This is a genomic window from Bizionia gelidisalsuginis (assembly GCF_008086185.1).
In the GTDB taxonomy this organism is placed as follows: Bacteria; Bacteroidota; Bacteroidia; order Flavobacteriales; family Flavobacteriaceae; genus Bizionia; species Bizionia saleffrena.
In genome coordinates this window covers 61,459-82,808 of sequence record NZ_VSKN01000001.1, presented here as the reverse complement: position 1 = coordinate 82,808, position 21,350 = coordinate 61,459, and the positions used below count along the sequence as shown (strand labels likewise).

16 protein-coding genes are annotated in these 21,350 nt (G+C 35.1%); 10 read left to right on the top strand and 6 right to left on the bottom strand.

Annotation, left to right across the window (positions count from 1 at the left end; translation table 11 throughout):
• The first annotated feature begins 53 nt into the window (after window positions 1-53).
• The 4 genes from ES677_RS00410 to ES677_RS00395 all read left to right on the top strand — a co-directional run bounded on the left by ES677_RS00410 (window position 54) and on the right by ES677_RS00395 (window position 6,209).
• Window positions 54-503 (top strand): MarR family winged helix-turn-helix transcriptional regulator, encoded by a 450-nt coding sequence (locus ES677_RS00410; protein WP_148368734.1) that lies wholly within the window; start codon window positions 54-56, stop codon window positions 501-503.
• A gap of 5 nt (window positions 504-508) precedes the next feature.
• Window positions 509-2,917, top strand: coding sequence for a 3-hydroxyacyl-CoA dehydrogenase/enoyl-CoA hydratase family protein (locus tag ES677_RS00405; protein WP_148380107.1), 2,409 nt, complete (start codon window positions 509-511; stop codon window positions 2,915-2,917).
• 118 nt (window positions 2,918-3,035) lie between these two features.
• On the top strand, window positions 3,036-4,226 hold the full coding sequence (locus ES677_RS00400; protein WP_148368736.1) for an acetyl-CoA C-acyltransferase: 1,191 nt from the start codon (window positions 3,036-3,038) through the stop codon (window positions 4,224-4,226).
• Window positions 4,227-4,400: 174 nt separating this feature from the next.
• Window positions 4,401-6,209: an acyl-CoA dehydrogenase family protein gene (locus ES677_RS00395; protein WP_148368737.1), complete on the top strand. Its 1,809-nt coding sequence runs from the start codon at window positions 4,401-4,403 to the stop codon at window positions 6,207-6,209.
• A gap of 86 nt (window positions 6,210-6,295) precedes the next feature.
• Here the strand turns inward: ES677_RS00395 and ES677_RS00390 are convergent, their stop codons facing one another.
• A complete protein-coding gene (locus tag ES677_RS00390) occupies window positions 6,296-6,928 on the bottom strand; it encodes a hypothetical protein (protein WP_148380106.1) in 633 nt (210 codons plus the stop codon).
• A 41-nt stretch (window positions 6,929-6,969) separates the two neighbouring features.
• A complete protein-coding gene (locus ES677_RS00385) occupies window positions 6,970-8,061 on the bottom strand; it encodes a hypothetical protein (RefSeq protein WP_148380105.1) in 1,092 nt (363 codons plus the stop codon).
• Window positions 8,062-8,213: 152 nt separating this feature from the next.
• Here ES677_RS00385 and ES677_RS00380 point away from each other — a divergent pair, with 152 nt between their 5' ends.
• The 3 genes from ES677_RS00380 (at window position 8,214) to ES677_RS00370 (ending at window position 12,127) form a co-directional block, all read left to right on the top strand.
• Window positions 8,214-9,131 carry a helix-turn-helix transcriptional regulator gene (locus tag ES677_RS00380; protein ID WP_148380104.1) on the top strand — a complete coding sequence of 306 codons (918 nt, stop codon included), beginning with the start codon at window positions 8,214-8,216 and terminating at the stop codon, window positions 9,129-9,131.
• A gap of 123 nt (window positions 9,132-9,254) precedes the next feature.
• A complete protein-coding gene (locus tag ES677_RS00375; protein WP_148380103.1) occupies window positions 9,255-10,898 on the top strand; it encodes a M1 family metallopeptidase in 1,644 nt (547 codons plus the stop codon).
• Between the two features lie 17 nt (window positions 10,899-10,915).
• On the top strand, window positions 10,916-12,127 hold the full coding sequence (locus ES677_RS00370; protein WP_148380102.1) for a bifunctional alpha/beta hydrolase/OsmC family protein: 1,212 nt from the start codon (window positions 10,916-10,918) through the stop codon (window positions 12,125-12,127).
• Between the two features lie 170 nt (window positions 12,128-12,297).
• Here ES677_RS00370 and ES677_RS00365 read toward each other — a convergent pair whose 3' ends face one another.
• Both ES677_RS00365 and ES677_RS00360 read right to left on the bottom strand, forming a co-directional pair.
• On the bottom strand, window positions 12,298-13,764 hold the full coding sequence (locus ES677_RS00365) for a sigma 54-interacting transcriptional regulator (protein WP_148368743.1): 1,467 nt from the start codon (window positions 13,762-13,764) through the stop codon (window positions 12,298-12,300).
• Window positions 13,765-13,875: 111 nt separating this feature from the next.
• Window positions 13,876-15,003 carry a vWA domain-containing protein gene (locus tag ES677_RS00360; protein ID WP_148380101.1) on the bottom strand — a complete coding sequence of 376 codons (1,128 nt, stop codon included), beginning with the start codon at window positions 15,001-15,003 and terminating at the stop codon, window positions 13,876-13,878.
• 216 nt (window positions 15,004-15,219) lie between these two features.
• Here ES677_RS00360 and ES677_RS00355 point away from each other — a divergent pair, with 216 nt between their 5' ends.
• From ES677_RS00355 to ES677_RS00345, 3 genes are all read left to right on the top strand, one after another.
• Window positions 15,220-15,801 carry a superoxide dismutase family protein gene (locus ES677_RS00355; RefSeq protein ID WP_148368745.1) on the top strand — a complete coding sequence of 194 codons (582 nt, stop codon included), beginning with the start codon at window positions 15,220-15,222 and terminating at the stop codon, window positions 15,799-15,801.
• Window positions 15,802-15,873: 72 nt separating this feature from the next.
• Entirely contained in the window at window positions 15,874-16,404 is a 531-nt protein-coding gene (locus tag ES677_RS00350; protein ID WP_148368746.1) for an RNA polymerase sigma factor, read from the top strand.
• Complete coding sequence (locus tag ES677_RS00345; RefSeq protein ID WP_148380100.1) at window positions 16,405-17,214, top strand: anti-sigma factor; 810 nt, start codon at window positions 16,405-16,407, stop codon at window positions 17,212-17,214.
• A gap of 553 nt (window positions 17,215-17,767) precedes the next feature.
• Here ES677_RS00345 and ES677_RS00340 read toward each other — a convergent pair.
• Together ES677_RS00340 and ES677_RS00335 are read right to left on the bottom strand one after the other, a co-directional pair.
• On the bottom strand, window positions 17,768-20,005 hold the full coding sequence (locus ES677_RS00340) for a TonB-dependent receptor (protein WP_148380099.1): 2,238 nt from the start codon (window positions 20,003-20,005) through the stop codon (window positions 17,768-17,770).
• 6 nt (window positions 20,006-20,011) lie between these two features.
• Window positions 20,012-21,301 (bottom strand): tetratricopeptide repeat protein, encoded by a 1,290-nt coding sequence (locus tag ES677_RS00335; protein ID WP_148380098.1) that lies wholly within the window; start codon window positions 21,299-21,301, stop codon window positions 20,012-20,014.
• Window positions 21,302-21,350: the final 49 nt, after the last annotated feature.

The following is a 21,350-nucleotide window of genomic DNA, read 5'->3' as shown; positions in this document are numbered from 1 at the left end:
TGCATAGTATTTTTTCTTATATTTGGTAATCATACAATTACGGGCATCAAAAAATGAAAGAAAAAACCATTGATTATTTATTACGCACAACTTGGCTAGCTGTGAATAAAATGTATAATGAAGAAGCCGCTAAGTTCGATTCTACAATGGCAACTGGGTTTACATTACTAAGTATAGATCCAGAAAAAGGAACCCCTTCCACTTCTTTAGGTCCTATAATGGGTATGGAAGCGACTAGTTTGTCTCGCATCTTAAAAAAAATGGAAGAGTTAGGATTAATTGAAAGAAAACCAAACCCCGAAGACGGGCGCGGTGTTCTCATTTATTTAACCGAGTTCGGTAAAGAAAAGCGAGAATATTCTAGAGATCGTGTGTTAACGTTTAATAACACGATTAGAAATCACGTCTCTGAAGAGCAGTTAAAACACTTTCAAGAAGTGAGTGAAACAATTACAGAGCTAATTTCAAATAAAAAAATTTACAATCAAAAGTTAACATCATAAATAATATGAGCACACGTAGAATAAAAAAAATTGCAATTATTGGTTCCGGAATTATGGGAAGCGGTATTGCATGTCACTTTGCTAACATTGGTGTAGAAGTCCTGTTGTTAGACATTGTTCCTAGAGAACTAAATGATAAAGAAAAAGCGAAAGGGTTAACTCTGGAAGATAAAATAGTAAGAAATAGATTGGTAAACGAGGCGTTAACCGCTTCTTTAAAATCGAAACCTTCTCCTATTTATCATCCGTCTTTTGCCGAAAGGATTACAACAGGAAACCTAGACGACGACATCGCGAAAGTTAAAGATGTCGACTGGATTATGGAAGTTGTTGTTGAAAGGCTAGATATAAAACAACAGGTTTTCGAAAAGCTTGAAAAACATAGAACTCCGGGCACATTAATTACTTCTAATACGTCAGGGATTCCTATTCACTTTATGAGTGAAGGTCGTTCTGAGGATTTCCAAAAACATTTTTGTGGCACCCACTTTTTTAACCCAGCACGTTACTTAAAATTATTCGAAATCATTCCTGGTCCTAAAACAGAGGCTTCTGTTTTAGAGTTTTTAAACGATTATGGCGAGCAATTCTTAGGTAAAACATCGGTAGTTGCAAAAGACACCCCTGCTTTTATTGGTAACAGAATTGGAATCTTTAGTATTCAGAGTTTATTTCACGCCGTAAAAGAATTAGACTTAACGGTAGAGGAAGTCGACAAATTATCAGGCCCTGTTATTGGGCGCCCAAAATCGGCTACTTTTAGAACAGTAGATGTTGTAGGGTTAGATACTTTGGTACACGTTGCCAATGGTATTAGAGAGAATTGTCCTAAAGACGAACGTTTAGAATTGTTTAAACTACCAGACTTCATCGAGAAAATGATGGAAAAGAAATGGTTAGGAAGTAAAACAGGACAAGGATTTTATAAAAAAGTTAGAAATAAAGATGGGTCTTCAGAAATATTAACTTTAGACCTCAACACCTTAGAATATCGCGATTCTAAACGCGCTAAATTTGCCACTTTAGAATTAACAAAAACAATCGATAAGGTTATTGATAGATTTAAGGTTCTTATCAATGGAAAAGACAAGGCTGGAGAGTTTTACAGAAAAAGCTTCACGGCATTATTTGCTTATGTGTCTAATAGAATTCCAGAAATCACAGACGATTTATATAAAATTGACGATGCTATGAAAGCGGGCTTTGGCTGGGAACACGGGCCATTTCAAATTTGGGATGCTATTGGCGTTGAAAAAGGAATCGTATTAATGAAAGCTGAAGGTTTAGAGCCTGCTGCTTGGGTAAATGATATGGTTGCTTCTGGTAATTCTTCATTTTACACCATTAAAGATGGCGCCACTTACTGCTACGATATTCCGAAGAAAAAACAAGAAAAAATTCCAGGACAAGATTCGTTTATCATTTTAAATAATATTAGAAAAACAAAAGAAGTCTTTAAAAACTCTGGTGTTGTTATTGAAGATTTAGGAGACGGCATTCTTAATTGCGAATTCCAATCTAAAATGAATACTATTGGAGGCGACGTATTAGCGGGTTTAAATAAAGCTATCGATTTAGCCGAAAAAGACTTTGCTGGACTTGTGGTGGGTAACCAAGGAGCGAATTTCTCAGTTGGAGCAAACATAGGAATGATTTTTATGATGGCTGCCGAACAAGAATATGACGAGCTTAATATGGCTATTAAACACTTCCAAGATACAATGATGCGTATGCGTTACTCATCTATCCCTACAGTTTCAGCTCCTCACGGTATGTCTTTAGGTGGTGGTTGTGAACTCTCATTACATGCTGATAAAGTAGTCGCTGCTGCAGAAACCTATATGGGACTTGTAGAATTTGGTGTTGGTGTTATTCCTGGTGGTGGTGGTTCTAAAGAAATGGCTTTAAGAGCATCAGACACTTTCAAAAAAGGCGATGTGCAATTAAATAGATTGCAAGAATACTTCTTAACTATTGCTATGGCAAAAGTATCAACTTCGGCCTATGAAGCTTTCGATTTAGGACTTTTACAAAAAGGAAAAGATATCGTTGTTGTCAATAAAGACCGACAAATTGCCGTTGCAAAGCAACACGCAAAATTAATGGCCGATATGGGATACACGCAACCTGTTCGTCGTAATGACGTAAAAGTACTTGGTAAACAAGCGCTAGGTATGTTTTTAGTAGGAACAGACGCAATGAATGATAGTAACTATATTTCTGATCACGATATGAAAATCGCTAATAAATTAGCTTACGTTATGGCTGGTGGCGATTTATCTGAACCGACTTTAGTTAGCGAGCAATATTTATTAGACTTAGAGCGCGAAGCTTTCTTAAGTTTATGTACAGAACGTAAAACGTTAGAAAGAATTCAGCACATGTTAACTAAAGGGAAACCACTTAGAAATTAGTTTTTTAAGTAGTGAAGTATTAGTATTGAGTAAATTAGAAACGAGAAACAAGACCAAAAGATTCAAGACTACGCTCTTGATTCTTGACGCCTGGTTCTATAAATCTTAAAGAAACAAAATGAAACAAGCATATATAGTAAAAGCATATAGAACCGCAGTTGGTAAAGCACCTAAAGGCGTGTTCCGTTTTAAAAGAACCGACGAATTAGCAGCAGAAACCATAAAATATATGATGAAAGAACTGCCAAACTTAGACCCGAAACGCATAGACGACGTTATGGTTGGTAATGCAATGCCCGAAGGAGCTCAAGGGCTAAATATGGCGCGATTAATCTCGTTAATGGGATTAGATATTGTGGATGTTCCTGGGGTTACCGTTAATCGTTTTTGTTCTTCGGGAATAGAAACCATCGGGATGGCCACAGCAAAAATACAATCTGGTATGGCCGATTGTATTATTGCAGGTGGTGCCGAAAGTATGAGTGCCGTACCTATGTCGGGGTTTAAACCAGAATTAAACTACGATATCGTAAAAGCGGGTCACGAAGATTATTACTGGGGAATGGGCAATACTGCGGAAGCGGTAGCAAAACAATTTAATGTGTCTCGCGAGGATCAAGATGAATTTGCTTACCATTCACATATGAAAGCCTTAAAAGCGCAAGCCGAAAATCGTTTTCAAGACCAAATTGTACCTATAGAAGTTGACGAAACTTATGTAGATGACAACGGGAAAAAAGCGACAAGAACCTACACCGTAACAAAAGACGAAGGACCTCGTAAAGGAACGAACTTAGAAGCCTTATCTAAATTAAGGGCGGTATTTGCCGCTGGCGGAAGTGTCACGGCTGGAAACTCGTCGCAAATGAGTGATGGCGCTGCTTTTGTAATGGTGATGAGTGAAGAGATGGTAAAAGAATTAAATTTGGAACCTATTGCTCGCTTAGTAAACTATGCCGCTGTTGGTGTAGAGCCGCGCATTATGGGTATTGGCCCCGTTAAAGCGATTCCTAAAGCCTTAAAGCAAGCGGGTTTAAAACAATCAGATTTAGAGCTTATTGAATTAAACGAAGCTTTTGCTTCGCAATCTGTAGCCGTAATCCGTGAGTTGAACTTAAACCCAGACATTGTGAACGTAAACGGTGGCGCCATTGCACTTGGTCACCCACTAGGGTGTACAGGAGCTAAGTTGTCTGTTCAATTATTTGATGAAATGAGAAAACGCGATATGAAAGGTAAATACGGTGCCGTAACAATGTGTGTTGGTACCGGCCAAGGGGCTTGTGGAGTTTTTGAATTTTTATCTTAAGCATCAAGACTCTTAGAGTGAAGCGTAACAAGAGTATGCTAAATTTTAAGAAATAAAAAATGTAAAAAATTAAAGCAAAAAATAAAACAAATACAAAAAATAATTTCAAGTTTTAAATCTGGAGTAATTATGTCTTGATTCCTAATTCTTGAATCTATAAATCTTAAACAAAAAATGGAAACAACTGAAAAAGATATCCTTCGTGGAGGTCAGTTCTTAGTAAAAGAAACAAACTGTGAAGATGTGTTTACTCCTGAAGATTTTTCGGAGGAACAAATAATGATGAAGGAAGCCGTAATGGAGTTCAACGAACGTGAAATCATTGCGCACAAAGCTCGTTTTGAAGCGAAAGACTATGCACTTACCGAAGAAGTAATGCGCAAAGCTGGTGATCTTGGCTTTTTAGGTGTTGCGGTTCCAGAGGAATATTCGGGGTTAGGAATGGGCTTCGTCTCTACGCTATTAACTTGCGATTACATCTCAAGTGGAACAGGATCTTTTAGTACCGCGTTTGGTGCACATACCGGAATTGGTACTATGCCAATTACTTTATATGGAACCGAAAAACAAAAGAAAAAATACGTTCCTAAATTAGCTACGGGAGAATGGTTTGGGGCTTACTGCTTAACAGAGCCAGGTGCAGGGTCTGATGCGAATTCAGGAAAAACAACAGCGACACTATCGGAAGATGGAAAAAACTACAAGATAAACGGACAAAAAATGTGGATTTCGAATGCAGGTTTCTGTAGTTTGATGATCGTTTTTGCACGTATTGAAGATGACAAAAATATTACTGGTTTTATTGTAGAGTACGATAAAAACAGCCCTAACGGTATTACTATGGGAGAAGAAGAACACAAACTTGGTATTCGTGCCTCTTCTACCCGTCAAGTATTTTTTAGCGACACCGTTGTGCCTGCCGATAATATGTTAGCCGGTCGTGGCGAAGGATTTAAAATCGCTATGAACGCCCTTAACATTGGCCGTATTAAACTGGCTGGTGCCTGCTTAGATTCTCAACGACGTATTCTTACAACGGCTGTTAACTATGCTAAAGAGCGTAAACAGTTTAATACGCCTATTGCTGACTTTGGCGCGATAAAGATTAAACTCGCTGAAATGGCTACCAACGCTTATGCTGGAGAAGCAGCAACCTATAGAGCGTCTAAAAACATTGAAGACCGCATTACAATGCGCCAATCGTCTGGAAATACACATCAAGAAGCAGAATTAAAAGGGGTAGAAGAATATGCCATTGAATGTTCTATTTTAAAAGTCGCTGTTTCAGAAGATGTACAACACGCCGCAGATGAAGGTATCCAGATTTTTGGAGGTATGGGGTTCTCAGAAGAAGCACCAATGGAAGCCGCTTGGAGAGATGCACGTATCGCTCGTATTTATGAAGGAACTAACGAAATTAACCGTATGCTTTGCGTAGGGATGTTAGTAAAGAAAGCAATGAAAGGCCATGTTGATTTATTAGGCCCTGCACAAGCAGTTCAAGAAGAGTTAATGGGGATTCCGTCTTTCGATACGCCGGATTATTCTGAATTATTTTCAGAAGAAAAAGAAATGATTAAGAAGCTTAAAAAAACCTTCTTAATGGTTGCTGGAGCAGCGGTTCAAAAATTTGGTCCAGATTTAGAGCAACACCAACAATTACTAATTGCTGCTGCCGATATTTTAATTGAAATCTATATGGCTGAATCTGCAATTTTAAGAACAGAGAAAAATGCAAAACGTTTTGGTGAAGACAAACAAGCTGTGCAAATAGCAATGTCTAAATTATACTTATATAACGCCGTAGATATTATAGAGAAAAAAGGAAAAGAAAGTATTATTTCTTTTGCTGAAGGCGACGAGCAACGTATGATGCTTATGGGATTAAAGCGTTTTACTAAATATGCTAACTACCCAGATATTGTTGACTTACGTAACGAAATTGCTGAAAAAGTTAAAGCAGAGAACAAGTACTGCTTTTAAGTTGCGTTTTTTTATTAAATTGTTAAAGCCGTTTCTTCCCCAGAAACGGCTTTTTTTTTTGTTATATAGTATTACTATAAATAGACTTACCACATTTCAAATAAATCCAATCCCTTATAATCTAAAATTAATTGCCCCCAATTAAAAGGCGTTTTTATAATAGACACCTTTTCGCCACCATTCGCTTCCAAATTTAAATCTTCAACATTTTTATGTAGTGCAGAACCGTTTTGTTTGTAATGGTTGAATTCCTTAATGAGCCCCTCAAGCGACTCTTGTATTCCGGCATCAAACCGATCGAGATAATCTAAATAACGAATGCCGTGAATTAAAATCTTCGCAGTAGTTTTATCTGAAACATTTTCAATCACCATATAAATCTCAATGCCTTTATTATTATCTGGAGACGATTTAAATGTAGCCCCCTTCCCTCCCAGCTCTATCGCATTCCCAGAGTCAAAATAACGTTGTAGATCTATCCGCGCTTGGGCATCGGTTGTTTGCTCTTTACCCAAGCCTTCATATAGTACGTCTAAAATGCTGAAATAATGGTTAAAAGCTGCCTCTCTAGCCATAAGCGGAGGCCCGTTTTTAAAGATAGTGTTCGTTTCTGCTAGATCGGCAAAAGTAGGTGTTGCGTCCTGAAATTCATCGTGAACATACGGTACGTCTCTTCGCCAATATTTGGTTTCTACTTGATAATGAATACTTGTGTTCATAACTTTGATTAATTTTATTTTGATTAAATATAAAGCTTTTCCTACAACCATTCCATTACATTTTTCAATAAAATGGTGGTGTTATTTAAATACGTTTTGCTACAATTTTCAACGGTTAATTGTTTTCTATTTATACAAACTGTTTTAAGAAAACGCTCTATAAACACGTCCATATTCTTAATATAATGTTCCGATTGTGGGATTTTAGAAGCTTGAATTAATTGTACAAATCGAAAGGTAGTTTGCAAAAAATGAAAGCCCATATTTAACCCAGGCTCTTCACATTTATACACAATTCCTTTACTTATTGTGTTGGGAGTTGTTGCCCTTTTATTAATACCGTTATGAATTAGAACCCTAAACAATTTCTGGTCATTTAACTTTGTATTGACTGACAAGAGCTGAGGTATAATTTTCGCTTTTGCTTCAAAAGACTCTCTATTATTTGTGCTTTCTGAAAACTCATAGAGCGTATGCAGTAGTAATGATAATAGTATTATAGCATTCCCCCCATCTATAACCTCCAATTGGTTTTTTCCTAGTGGTCTCACTAATATGCATTCTAAAATACTTTCCAATTGTATTGGCTCGTCAATTAGTCCGCTTTCATTACTCGTGTTAACCAATAAAACGTGCTCCCATAGTGTATCAATTTCACCTTTATTATAAGTGTAATTATCACCGTATATGGGAAGCGAATAGCGCATATCGCCATTAAAAACAGCTTCTAGCTGTAAAGATTTTATCTCCCATAAATGACTTGCAGTAGTATATGCAGATTGATACTTAATACTTCGTAGCGCTAAAAAATCGAAAAGAAAAAGCCTGTATTTTAATAGTCCACTGCGTAACCCATCTAACCCCGCAGTATTTATCTTTAGGTCATGTTTAATTCCTCTTTGCTCCATTTTTTCTAGAACGTTTAAAATTAAAGCTTCAACCCCCTCGTCATTGTCACAAAGAATTTCATTTTCTATAGCTTCTAACAGACCTATATTCCCCTCATTGAAAACAGAGAGTTTATTCAGTTTTAATAATTGAGTATCGTAGAAAGTAGACTTAAAAGACAGTGTTGAAAATCTTAATTTTAACCAGTCGTTAAATTCATTTTGCAGTAAATAGTCGTTTTTCATAATAGCAGTTTTAGTGATTAAAAACACAAATATCACTCAGCACTCCGCCATTTGACGGCGGACTAAAAAAATACTTATAAAATCTCTATTAAAAGCATATCATTTCTATTGTTTTAAACTATGTTGTTCTATTTTTGAAATAAAAACCTACAATGTCTAACTATAAAATATTAAAGCGACTAAATTGCATTGTAAAATTAGTGGACTCCTACCCAGGTCTCAATAAAACACAAATTTTAGAGCGTTTGCAAAATGACTACGCTTTAGATGTCGCTATGCGCACTTTTGAAAGCGACAAGCGTAATTTAGAATTGTATTTTGGTATTGCAATTATGTATAATTATAAAACGCGAGGCTACAATATAGAAGAGAGTGAAGACGCTTTAAATCAGTTTTTTAAGTTTGCCAAATTCGCGTCTATGGCAGAGATTTACGAAAGTGGTATTAAGGATTATAAAGCCTTTCAAAAACGGATAATTCCAGAAGATAGTTCTGGGTTTAGCGGTGTACGACATTTTAAAGAATTAATTTACGCCATCTCTTTACTCCGTAAAGTTTCTTTTATAAAGGAAAATTATTACGGTGACACCAATAAGCGATACATTGTTTCTCCATTATGTCTTAAAGAATATTCCAACCGCTGGTATTTAATTGCAGTAGCAGAAGGTGAAACGCAAATCAGAAATTTTGGCATTGATAGACTTTCAAAAATTGAGATTCTAAACTCTAAATCATTAAAAATTGAAGATTTCCAAGAGCAATTAAAACAATACGACACTGTGGTCGGTTTAAACTACAGTGAATATCCAAACAAAAACGTGGAAAACATTGTCATTAAAGCCCATAATAATCAACTTAAATATTTACGCAGTTTGCCTCTGCATAAATCTCAAGAATGTGTAAATGGAATAAATAACGATTGGGGTACCGTTACTTTTAAATTAAAACCGAATTACGAGTTTGAAATACAGATTTTAAAACTGGGCAATATGGTCGAGGTTTTAAAACCGCAATGGTTTAGAGATAAAATTAAAAAACACATTAGTGAAATGTATCAGCTGTATAACTAAACCTATTTACTAAGCAGGAAAAATAAAAGCACTCAATAAGGATTCCTTTTAAGGTGTTAAAGCAGTTTCTTCCCAAGAAACGGCTTTATTTTTTTGTATTTTTGATTAAACTTTATCTTTTAAATGAAAAAAACAGTCCTTTTACCATTGCTTCTCGTTTTAGCTCTAAACAGTTATAGCCAAGGCTTACTTTCAGAAAAAAACAACTTCACTCATCAAGATACACTCCGTGGTTCTATTACGCCAGAACGCGAATGGTGGGATTTAACTTACTATCATTTAGATATTGCTGTACACCCAGATAAGAAATTTATTTCTGGTAAAAACACAGTGCAATACAAGGTGCTACTAGCCAATAATGTTATGCAAATAGACCTGCAGGCACCACTTAAAATCACAAAAGCAGTTCAAGATACTAAAGAACTACAAGTAAGACAAGAGGGTAATGCATGGTTTATAACATTAAAAAGCAAACAAAAAACTGGTGACTTGAAATCTGTAGATGTGTTTTATGAAGGCTACCCTAAAGAAGCTATTAATGCGCCCTGGGATGGTGGTATTTCTTGGAAAAAAGACACGAACGGAAATCATTTTATAGCCTCTTCTTGCCAAGGTCTTGGCGCTAGTGTGTGGTGGCCAAATAAAGACCATATGTACGATGAGGTCGACAGTATGCTGATTAGCGTAAATGTGCCGAAAGAATTAGTGAATGTGTCTAACGGTAGACTTCGTAAAATAGAACCTAAAAAAGACAATACAACAACGTATCATTGGTTTGTAGACAATCCTATTAATAATTATGGTGTAAATATTAATATTGGTAACTACGTTAACTTTTCTGAAGTCTACAAAGGAGAAAACGGTGATTTAGATATGAATTATTACGTACTCGATTATAATTTAGAAAAAGCAAAAAAGCAATTTAAAGATGCGCCGAAAATGATGGAAGCTTTCGAGCACTGGTTTGGTCCTTATCCTTTTTACGAAGATAGTTTTAAGTTAGTTGAAGCGCCTTATTTAGGAATGGAACACCAAAGCTCTGTAACCTATGGCAATCAATTTAAAAACGGTTATTTAGGACGCGATTTATCGGGAACAGGTTGGGGTTTAAAATTCGATTTTATTATTATTCACGAAGCGGGCCACGAATGGTTTGCGAATAACATTACCAGCAAAGACATTGCAGATATGTGGATTCATGAAAGTTTTACAGCCTATTCAGAAAGCTTATTTGTAGAGTATTACTATGGCAAACAAGCAGGTTCAGAATATGTTATTGGAACCCGAAAAGGCATACAAAACGAACGACCAATTATTGGAAATTACAATGTTAATAGCGAAGGTTCTGGAGATATGTATTACAAAGGTGCGAATATGCTTAACACTATTAGAACGCTTTTAGATAACGACAATAAGTGGAGAACTATTCTTCGTGGTTTAAATAAAGACTTTTACCATAAAACGGTAACCACACAACAAATTGAAAATTATCTGATAGAAAATACAGGGTTAAACCTTCACCTCATTTTTAATCAGTATTTAAGAGATATCCGTATTCCGGTGTTAGAATATACTATTAAAGACCGAGAATTAAAGTATAGATGGAGCAATACTGTTGAAGGGTTTAAAATGCCGATTCAAATTGAAATTGATGGAAAAACACAATGGATAAAACCTTCTGCAACCACTAAAATATTAAAATTAAAATCTACAAACCCTGACTTTAAAGTGAATAAAAACTTCTATATTGAAGTAAAAAAGCTTTAAAATAAATACGCCGTAAAATGAATATTCAAAAAGTTACCTTTAAAAATACGGACGGGTTAGAGTTAAAAGGACGACTAGAACTTCCTCTGCAACAAAAACCACATAATTTTGTTCTTTTTGCGCATTGTTTTACGTGTAATAAAAATTTATCAGCCGTTAGAAACATAAGCAAAGCTCTAACGTCTAAAGGATTTGGTGTTCTACGTTTCGATTTCACTGGTTTGGGAGAAAGCAACGGAGATTTTGAGAACACTAATTTTTCTGGGAATGTTTCAGATTTAATTCAAGCTTCAAGATATCTCGAAGAAAATCACACCGCCCCTACGCTGTTAATTGGGCATTCACTGGGTGGTGCAGCCGCTATATTTGCTGCAAACGAACTCCAAAATATTAAAGCCATCGCAACCATAGGAGCGCCTTCCAACACCAGTCACGTAGAAAATCTACTAAAAAGTAATCTCGACGAAATTAATAAGCAAGGCAAAGCAGTTGTTAATTTAAGTGGGAGAGATTTTACTATTAAGAAACAATTTTTAGACGATTTAAAAACAAACGCGCTTCCTGAAGTTACCAAAAACCTCAACAAAGCATTACTTATTTTACACTCGCCGCAAGATGCTATAGTAGGAATTAAAAACGCTGAAGAGCTCTATAAAGCCGCAAAACACCCTAAAAGTTTTGTCTCTTTAGATGGTGCAGATCATTTATTACTAAAGAAAGAAGATTCTATGTATGCCGGTGAATTAATTGCGAGTTGGGCGAAACGCTATCTTAATTTACCAGAAATCGAAACCTTGAACACAACGCATCACGTTATTGCTAGTTTGGATAAAGAGGAAGGTTTTACAACGCAACTAAGAGTTGGAAATCATAACTTAATAGCAGACGAACCTACTTCTTTTGGCGGGAATGATTTCGGTCCGTCGCCCTACGAATATGTAAGCGCAGGACTTTCGGCTTGCACGGTTATGACCGTGCAAATGTATGCGAAAAGAAAAAAATGGGATCTAGAAAATATCGAGGTACACACAAGCTATTCTAAAACGCACGCTGAAGATTGTGAAAACTCTGAGGATATTTCAGCCAAAATTGATACGTTTACACGCGATATTAAATTAACGGGTCACTTAGACGACAAACAAAAAGAGCGCCTCTTACAAATAGCAGATAAATGTCCAGTACACAAAACATTGCATAGTGCTACACAAATTATAACGAATTTGCTTTAAAAACAGGTTGATTACAAAAGTTTATATAAATATGAGGCACAAAAAAAAGAAGTGATAATTCACTCCTTTTCTATGCTTATTTAATTTAAAATTAAGTCTTGATTTCTGCTTCGTAGTATTAAAAGCAAAGCTGTCCTATCGCCTTTATCTAGAAATACTGATTTAAAAGATTATAAGTCGTTTATAAAACTTCCATAAGGATCTTTAAATTGAACGCCCTCGGTAAATCTAAATTTACTCAATTGTTTAAATTCAACCAATCCCCAAAGCACAAATTCTTTTAAGAAATAACTTTCTTCTTTAGAAAGTTCCGGTTGGTGTTTTTCTAATAAATCATTTAATGGCGTTACAGCATCTAGGAGGTCTTTATACTCTTTATCGCTTAAATCGTCTAACAATTCAAAACCATCACGATTATTAAAGAACCAAGATACGATATCGTCGTACGGACTTTCTTCTTCTTGTTTTCTTAGTTTCTCGATTTCAGGGAAAAATTTAGGAAATAAACTTTTTACAGCCTCACCTATTAAATTATAAGCCACTTTTGCGGCCCCTTCTTGTTCGCCTTCGTACACCAACTCCACTTTACCAGTAATGGAAGGAATAACACCTGTAAAATCGCTTAATCTCACCGTCGTTTTTTCATCTCCTGTTTTTAACGCTCTAAGTTCCGCTGTACTCATTAAATTCTCATAAGCGGTAATACTTAAACGTGCACTAACACCGCTTTTAGCATCGATATATTCACTTTCTCTAGCTTCAAATACAATTTGTTCTAAAAGATCTTTAGCCAAATCTGGTACAGCTATGGTCTCTTTTTGTTGTGTTCCGAGCTTCGCTTCCTGCTCTGTAATACGACGAGCAGTTTCAATATCTTGCGGATAATGCGTTAGTATTTGAGAGCCTATTCTATCTTTTAAAGGCGTAACGATGCTTCCTCGGTTGGTATAATCTTCAGGGTTTGCCGTGAATATAAACTGCATATCTAAATTTAACCTCAGCTTAAATCCTCTAATTTGAATATCACCTTCTTGCAAAATATTAAACAAAGCCACTTGTATTCTAGCTTGTAAATCTGGTAATTCATTAATAACGAAGATACAGCGGTTTGCTCTTGGGATCATACCGTAATGAATTACGCGATCGTCTGCATAACTAAGCTTTAAATTAGCTGCTTTTATGGGGTCTACATCACCAATAATATCGGCAACAGTAACATCGGGAGTGGCTAATTTTTCGGCAAAACGCTCACTTCTATGCATCCAGTAAATAGGTGTGTCGTCTCCTTTTTCTTTGATTAATTCTATAGCAAGTCGAGAAATAGGCTGTAAAGGATCGTCATTAATTTCAGAACCTTCAACCACAGGGATATATTCGTCCAAAAGATTAAGCATCAATCGTGCTAAACGTGTTTTTGCTTGGCCTCGTAAACCTAATAAATTAATATTATGCCGCGATAAGATAGCGCGTTCTAATTCTGGAATCACAGTGTTTTCGTAACCGTGTACGCCTTCAAATGTGGTCTCTTTATTTTTTATTTTTTCAATTAAATTATCTCTTAATTCATCTTTTATAGATTTGCTTTTGTACTTAGCCTTTTTTAATTCACCTATAGTTTTAATTGTATTTACTTTCATATGTAGTTTAAGCTTTTGAGCTATTTCTTATTATAATATGGAATAATCGATTCGCTTCTTCTGCTTCAATATTATTCTTCTTGCTATTCACCAATTATTCTCTCAGGATAATTAGCCTTTAATTCGTTTCTTTCTATTGGTTTCGTAATCTTCAAAAATCATTTCACCCAAACCTTTAATCCCCGTATAAAAGGCTTTTCCCTGATTAGCCTTCGTAAATTCTTGAACAAACTGCATTAAATAAGGATCTTCCGCAATCATAAACGTGGTTATTGGAATATGTAGTTTACGAGCTTGCTGTGCCATTGCATAGCACTTGTTGGTAATATGCGGATTTAATCCATTACTATCTTTATAATAACTTCCGTCTTTAAGTCGTAAGCAACTCGGTTTTCCATCGGTAATCATAAAAATTTGTTTGTTAGTATTTCGCTTTCGGCGTAATAAGTCCAACGCTAATTGTAAGCCTGCCACTGTGTTTGTGTGATAGGGGCCAACGTTTAAATAGGGTAAATCTTTAATTTTAATTGGCCACGCATCGTTACCAAACACTAAAATATCTAAGGTATCTTTTGGATATCTGGTAGTAATTAATTCGGCCAACGCCATCGCTACTTTTTTGGCTGGCGTGATTCGGTCTTCACCATAGAGAATCATACTGTGGCTAATATCTATCATTAACACCGTACTCATTTGCGATTTATGCATAGTATCTTCGACTACCAAATCGTCTTCGGTTAAACTAAAATCGCCAATACCGTTATTAATCTGCGCATTTTTTAAGCTCTCGGTCATTGATACTTTGTCTAACCCATCACCAAACTGATAATTTCTAAAATCGCCCGTATGTTCATCACCCTGACCCATTTGTTTACTCTTATGATTTCCAGAACCACTACGTTTTATTGCTCCAAAAATCTGATCTAATGCTGCCTGCCGTATCGCTCTCTCGGTTTTTGCCGTAATTGCCATACCGCCTTTACCATCCGGTTTAATTTCCTCGCGGATATAGCCTTTCGTCTTTAAATCTTCAATAAAATCGTCTATGGTATACTCAGAAGTTGTTAGTTTATATTCTTTGTCTAATTCTCGTAACCATTCTATCGCCTCATCGAAATCTCCGGAAGTATGTGTTATAAGTTCTTTAAAAATTTCGAAAAGTTTTTCGAATGGTGACTGTGTAGGAGCTTCGTACGTTTTAAAAACAAAGCCTTTTTTAAAATTATGATGTGTTTTCATACCTTATAAAAATAAGACTTTTAAAGCAAAAAATAAGTAAAGTTTCGTTAAAACTGTACTTTTAACACTACGCTAACAACATTGTTTTATTTTAAAAATGACCGTGTTATACATCGGTTTGCACCCACAATATGGATTTATAGATTTAGAACTTGCATAACGATTAATATCTACTTACATTTAAAAGGTATTTTAATAAACTAAAAAGAACATACAATGAAAAAAATAACTCAATTAGCATTAGCATTAACTTTCATTTTTGCTGCAAGTTGTAAAGAGAAAAAAGAAACACCAGCTGCACCAGAAATGGAGAAAGAAACAGAAATGGTAACAAAAACTGAAACGGCTATAAAAGTAAAAGTAATTTTAGAGTCTAAAAGTGACAGTAAGGTAACTGGTAATGCAGTCTTTACCCAAGTAGATGGCAAAGTAAAAATGGTTGCCATTTTAGAAGGGTTAGATAAAGGAACACACGCGATACACTTACACGATAAAGCAGATTGCTCTGCGGCAGATGGTTCATCGGCTGGCGGACACTGGAACCCAACAGGACAACCTCACGGGAAATGGGGTGATAGCGCAGGATATCATAAAGGAGACATTGGAAACTTTGAAGCCGACGATAAAGGATACGCAACGGTAAATATGACTACCGATGAATGGTGTATTGGTTGTGGTGATGATACGAAAGATATTTTAGGTAAATCGATTATAATACATCAAGGTGCCGACGATTTCACTTCTCAGCCTAGCGGAAACGCTGGATTTAGAGTTAGCTGTGGAGGAATCATAAAATAGACACATTCTAATTTCAATAAAAAGCAGCTTACTAAAGCTGCTTTTTTTTTATCTTTAAACCAAATATACGATATGCAATTAGAATTATTAATTTCGAAATTCCAGCAAAAAGACGAAAAAGCTTTTGAAGCGCTTTACAATATGTATAGCGAAAGTATGCATGGCGTAATTTATAATATTGTGAGAGATCGTAATATTGCTGAAGAAGTGATGCAAGATGTTTTTATAAAAGCTTGGCATAAATCGGAATCTTACGACGCCACTAAAGGTCGCTTTTTCACTTGGATTCTTAATATTTCTAGAAATGCAGCTATAGATAAAACCAGATCTAAACATTTTAAAAACAATTCAAAAAACCTTGATGCTGAATATTTCGTAGATATTCTACCATCTCAAGATGACCTAAACGATAGCACTGACGCTATTGGTGTTGCTAAATTTGTAAGCTTACTCAAACAAAAGTGTATTGAAGTGTTAGAGTTATTATACTTTAAAGGCTATACGCAAAAAGAAGCTGCAGAAACTTTGGAAATACCCATCGGGACGGTTAAAACAAGAAATAGAAATTGTATTAATGAATTAAGACAAATCGTTTTAAACTAAATGGATATTAAAACCTACATAGAATCTGGAATTTTAGAACTGTATGTTGCAGGCGCACTCTCTGATTTAGAAAATAGAGAAGTGTACAATGCTATGCTTAAGCATACTGAAATACTACACGAAGTTTTAAATATTGAAGCTGCCGTTGTTAAATTGACAGCCCAAGTTTCTCCTTCAACTTCTAAACATATTTATGCAAGCATTAAAAAAGCACTCGGTCTTACTGATGAAGACACTAAAGTTATGTCTTTAAATACCCCTTCTAAAAACACCAATTGGTTAAGTTATACGGGGTGGGCAGCGGCAGTATTTTTAGCCGTTGGTTTATTATGGACTCTAAACAAAAATGCGTCTCTAAATACCAAAGTATCGACTATAACGACAGATAAAGAATTTTTAGAAATTCAAATTGAAGATGTCAATTCCGATTTGGCAGACACTAAAAAATTACTGAATGTTGTTAGAGATGAAAATTTAATAAATATAACCTTAGATGGTCAAGCGGTCTACCCTGAAGCATACGCGAAAGTGTATTGGGATAAATCTGAAGAAACAGTATATTTAGATTTAGAAGGCTTACCAAAACCTCCAAAAGGTAAAGTTTACCAAATCTGGTCGCTAACTTTAAATCCGTTGTCGCCTACGAGTTTAGGAACAATAGACGATTTTAATGACAATACTAATAAAATTTTCGAATTACAAAATAACAATGCCTCTCAAGCGTTCGGTATTACCTTAGAACCGGCTGGCGGAAGTAAAACCCCTACAATGGAACAACTCTACACCTTAGGTGTGGTAAGTGATACCTAGTGGTGCGGTCTTAACTACTAAAAAAGCTTAAACTGAATTTCAGTTTAAGCTTTTTTTATGGATTTAAATGAATTGTAAAGTTACTAATGGTGTTTTAGTCCAATAAGTTCTGAGATTTTAAAAAGTTAATAAAATAATAAAAACTCTAAAAGTAGCACTTAATAAAAGCTAATCTATAGCGGAATTTAAAATGAAAGCTTAAAAATTAGAGTTTAAGTTTAAAGACTTTAAAATAGCGGTTTAATTAAATGATCTCAGCGACTCAATAGGTATTGGCTTAATACAGCCTCTGTGCAGTCCGAATGCTCAATCATACTATGGTTTAAGGTAAAGTGATGATTTTTAAGTCGATTTCTTTAGGCTAATTAAGGTGTTGTTTCACATTTTTTCTGTGATGAGTGCTAACAGCTTAAAATAAACCAAAAAACAAAACCCTTTTTAAACTGCGTTTAAAAAGGGCTTTGTAATCAACCAACAAAAAACAAACAAAAAATCTTACTCAACAAAACAATCAAAGTAAAAAAATGTTGGTTGATACTTAATTAAATTACACTTAAAAATTATACGTTATTGATCCTTTAGCACTGAACGGAGTTCCTGGCGTAAAATGAATTTCTTCTACAGCATTCACCTCGTTTTGCAAACGTGTTTCAGTTAAGAATTGTGTTTCGTTCCACTCGGTATCGAAAATATTTTCAATGACAACACCAAGGGTTATATTTTTATTAATTTTATAATTCAGATTAAAATCGGTTACAAAATAACCTTCAGCTACGACCGAGTTATCCTCGTTGGCTGGTCTGTCTCCCAAATATCTGTAATGTATACCCCCTGCAAATCCATTGTACTCATTTAATGATAAACCACCTACAAACGTTAATTTAGGCGCTAAGGGAATGTAGTTTTCTCCCTCAGGATCTTCAACACTTCTAGCTTTTGTTAACGTCGCATCGGTATTAAAATATAAATGATCGGTTAATTGGTAACGCAAACCAAAATCTACACCGTAACGTTCTGTTTCTCCACTAGGCTCTACAACTCCAGCATCTCCAACATATACAAATTCTTGCTCTAAAAATAAATACCAAGCTGCCGCGTTTAAGGCTAATTTAGGAATAGGTTTCCAGATCGACCCCACATCTACACCATACGCTTTTGGTAAAACATCTTTACCTTCTTGAGCCACCACAACACGTGTATCGTTAGAGTGAAAACCAATACCAGATTTAAAAAACCATTGTAAGTTATCGTTTTGTTCGAATACGACATTCAGTTTTGGAAATAATCCTGCTTTATTTTCTGCTTGTGTACTGTAGTCTTCAACTAAAGCATCGTTATACATAAATTTAAAATACTCTAAACGCAGACCTGGCGTAATTTTGAATTTTCCTAAATCAAATTCAGCCTTATAAAACGCAAACATATTGGTTTGGTTTATATCCCCTAATTGTATATTCTCTAACGTCGTTGTTCTGTTTAGCGTGTGTGATAATTCGATTTCACTAACTCTATCGTGTCTTAAACCTACGCCGGCTGTGGTTGTTAAATCGGCAAAACTTAAAAGACTTGACTTTTCGATTTGAGCATTGAAACCAAAAATGTTTCTGTCTTCTTTTTGTTTAATTTGATCGCCATTGATAGGATCTTCTAAAAAGAAAGTGAAATTAGAATACAGTTCGAAATCGTAATGAGAATAGAAAGCGTTTGAAGTTAATATGGTATTATCATCAATCACCGATCTAAATTCAACATTAGCATTAGTACGACTGGTGTTCCCTCCTTCAGTATCGTCTATGGCTCCAAAACGGCCAATTAACCCACTGTCCACTGCCCGTTGCGGAATTTGCCCTGAAGCATCCCAACGACTATCTAAATGTGTTATAGTAAACGCTAATTTATCGGTGTTGTTAACGTATGTTGTGTATTTACCAATAAGATTTACTCTATTAAAATTCTGAGAGGTCTTAAAAGCACCGTCAGTTTCAATATATTCGATACCTACGTAAGCATTATCCCGATTAGATTTTTCTAATACGTTGAATAACCCTAAAGTTCTAATCGTATTAAATTGACCATAAGATAATTTAATCGTATTATTTTTTAAACTGCTCTTCGTTTTAAAATCGACATAGCCAGCAGTTGTGAAATCTCTAGCCTCAGCGTAATAAGGGCCTTTTCCAAAATGAATATTACTAATAGTTTCAGGTATTACAAAGTGTAAATCGCTATACCCTTGACCGTGAGCGTGCGACACGTTATTTACGGGTATTCCGTCTACATTTATAGAAATATCTGTTCCGTGATCGATATCGAAACCTCTTAAAAACAGTTGTTCCGCTTTACCTCCACCAGCGTGTTGCCCAATCATTAATCCTGGTACTTTTCTTAAAATCTCTTGTGAAGAGTTAATAGGATTTGTTTCTAAATCCATTTTCACTAAAGTGTTTAACGGGTTTATTTGCTCTGTTAACACTAACTCTTCTAAATTAAAAATTTTGTTGTCTAAAACCACAGATAGTGAACCCGAAACTAAACTTTCGGTTAGTACTATTGTCGACTTTTCAAATCCGAATAATCCGATTTCTAAAACATCCCCTACCGCGCTTTCTTCTATAATAAAATACCCGTTTTCTGAAGTATGTGCGTGAGATTTGCTTGTTGTATTGTACACATAAGCACCATTGAGAGGTTGCTTATAACTGTCAAAAACAAAACCTTTAATCTGTTGTGCTTGTGAGCACGTAAAACTAAAAAGAAAAAAAGTAACAAAAATTAATTTAAATTGATTCATATATAATTATAATTGGTTTATTTTAATTTCCATTAAAGGCCCAAGTTCGTAAGCGCTATCTTTTAATTCCTTTTTAAGAGATTTTACTTTATCTAACATTTGGTTAGCCTTGTATATTTCTGCAATATGATACAGTGCATTAGGCTCGAAGGTTTTGTTTACAACATAAGCTTCTACAATGTCTAATGCTTTATCAAAATTTCCTTTTCTAAACTCAGACCACGCTAGTAAATCGTAAGATAAAGGTGTTGGTCTATTTGCAATTTCCCGTTTTGAAACGGCTAATGCGGCATCTAAATTCGTATTATTATCTGCCCATAATTGTACGTTATATGCATTATACATATCGCCATAATTTTCATTTTTTACCGCCTGATTGTACGCTTCTAAATAATTATCTTTAGCGACATCATCTTTCATATACTCAGAGATTTCTGCTTTTAACAAGTAAAAATCTGGTGTATTGTAATTTTTAGTTACCGTATTTAATATACGCATTGCTTCCTCTGGATTGCGCTCGTAAGAGTAAACAATCCAAGCAATTCCTTTTTTAGAATACGCGTCATTTGGATCTAATTGAAGTGCCTTTAGGTAGTAATTATAAGATTTTTGAATCTCTCCAATATGTCCATAAAAATCGGCAAGATTTGTATAAGACCATTGCATTAAGCCTTCATTTTTTGAAGTTTCAGCCTTAACAACAGCCTGCTCCATATACTTAATTGCGGCGTCTAAATTACCTTTGTGATCATTCCATTTAGCGGTTCGAATTAGAAAATCAAAGCTATTAAGATTTATCAACTTTTCTAAGTAAAACTTAGCTTTTTCATCGTCTCCAAGCTCTAAATATACATCGAATAGCATTTTCTGAGTATCGGTTAATTTTTCGCCATTTTCTTCAGCTTTTAATAATAATTCTAACGCGTTTCTAAATTTATGTTGCGAAATATAATTACGAGCTAAGCCTCTTAAATAGCTAGCATTATCGTAATTGGTTTTTTTGTTTAAAATAAGGTAGTTTTTTTCAGCTTCAATAAGCTTAGAGATGTCTCCAGTGGTTTCAAACTTGCTTCCGTTTAACCCAGCCATTTTTCCTAAATAAGGAAATTGATTCGGCGTTTTCTCTAATTTTTGAGACCAAAAAGCGTACTCCTTATTTATAAGGTCTACTGTTTTGTTTTCAGTATTTAAAAAAGAATTGTAATCCTGAGCAGCTGTAATATCTTTTGAGTTAGAAATCTTGCTGCAACTCGCTATTGTAAGTAATAGGACCAAAGAATAAAGTATCGATTTCATAATATTGTTTGTTTGTTTGTTTGTTTGTTTGTTTGTTTGTTTTTTAATT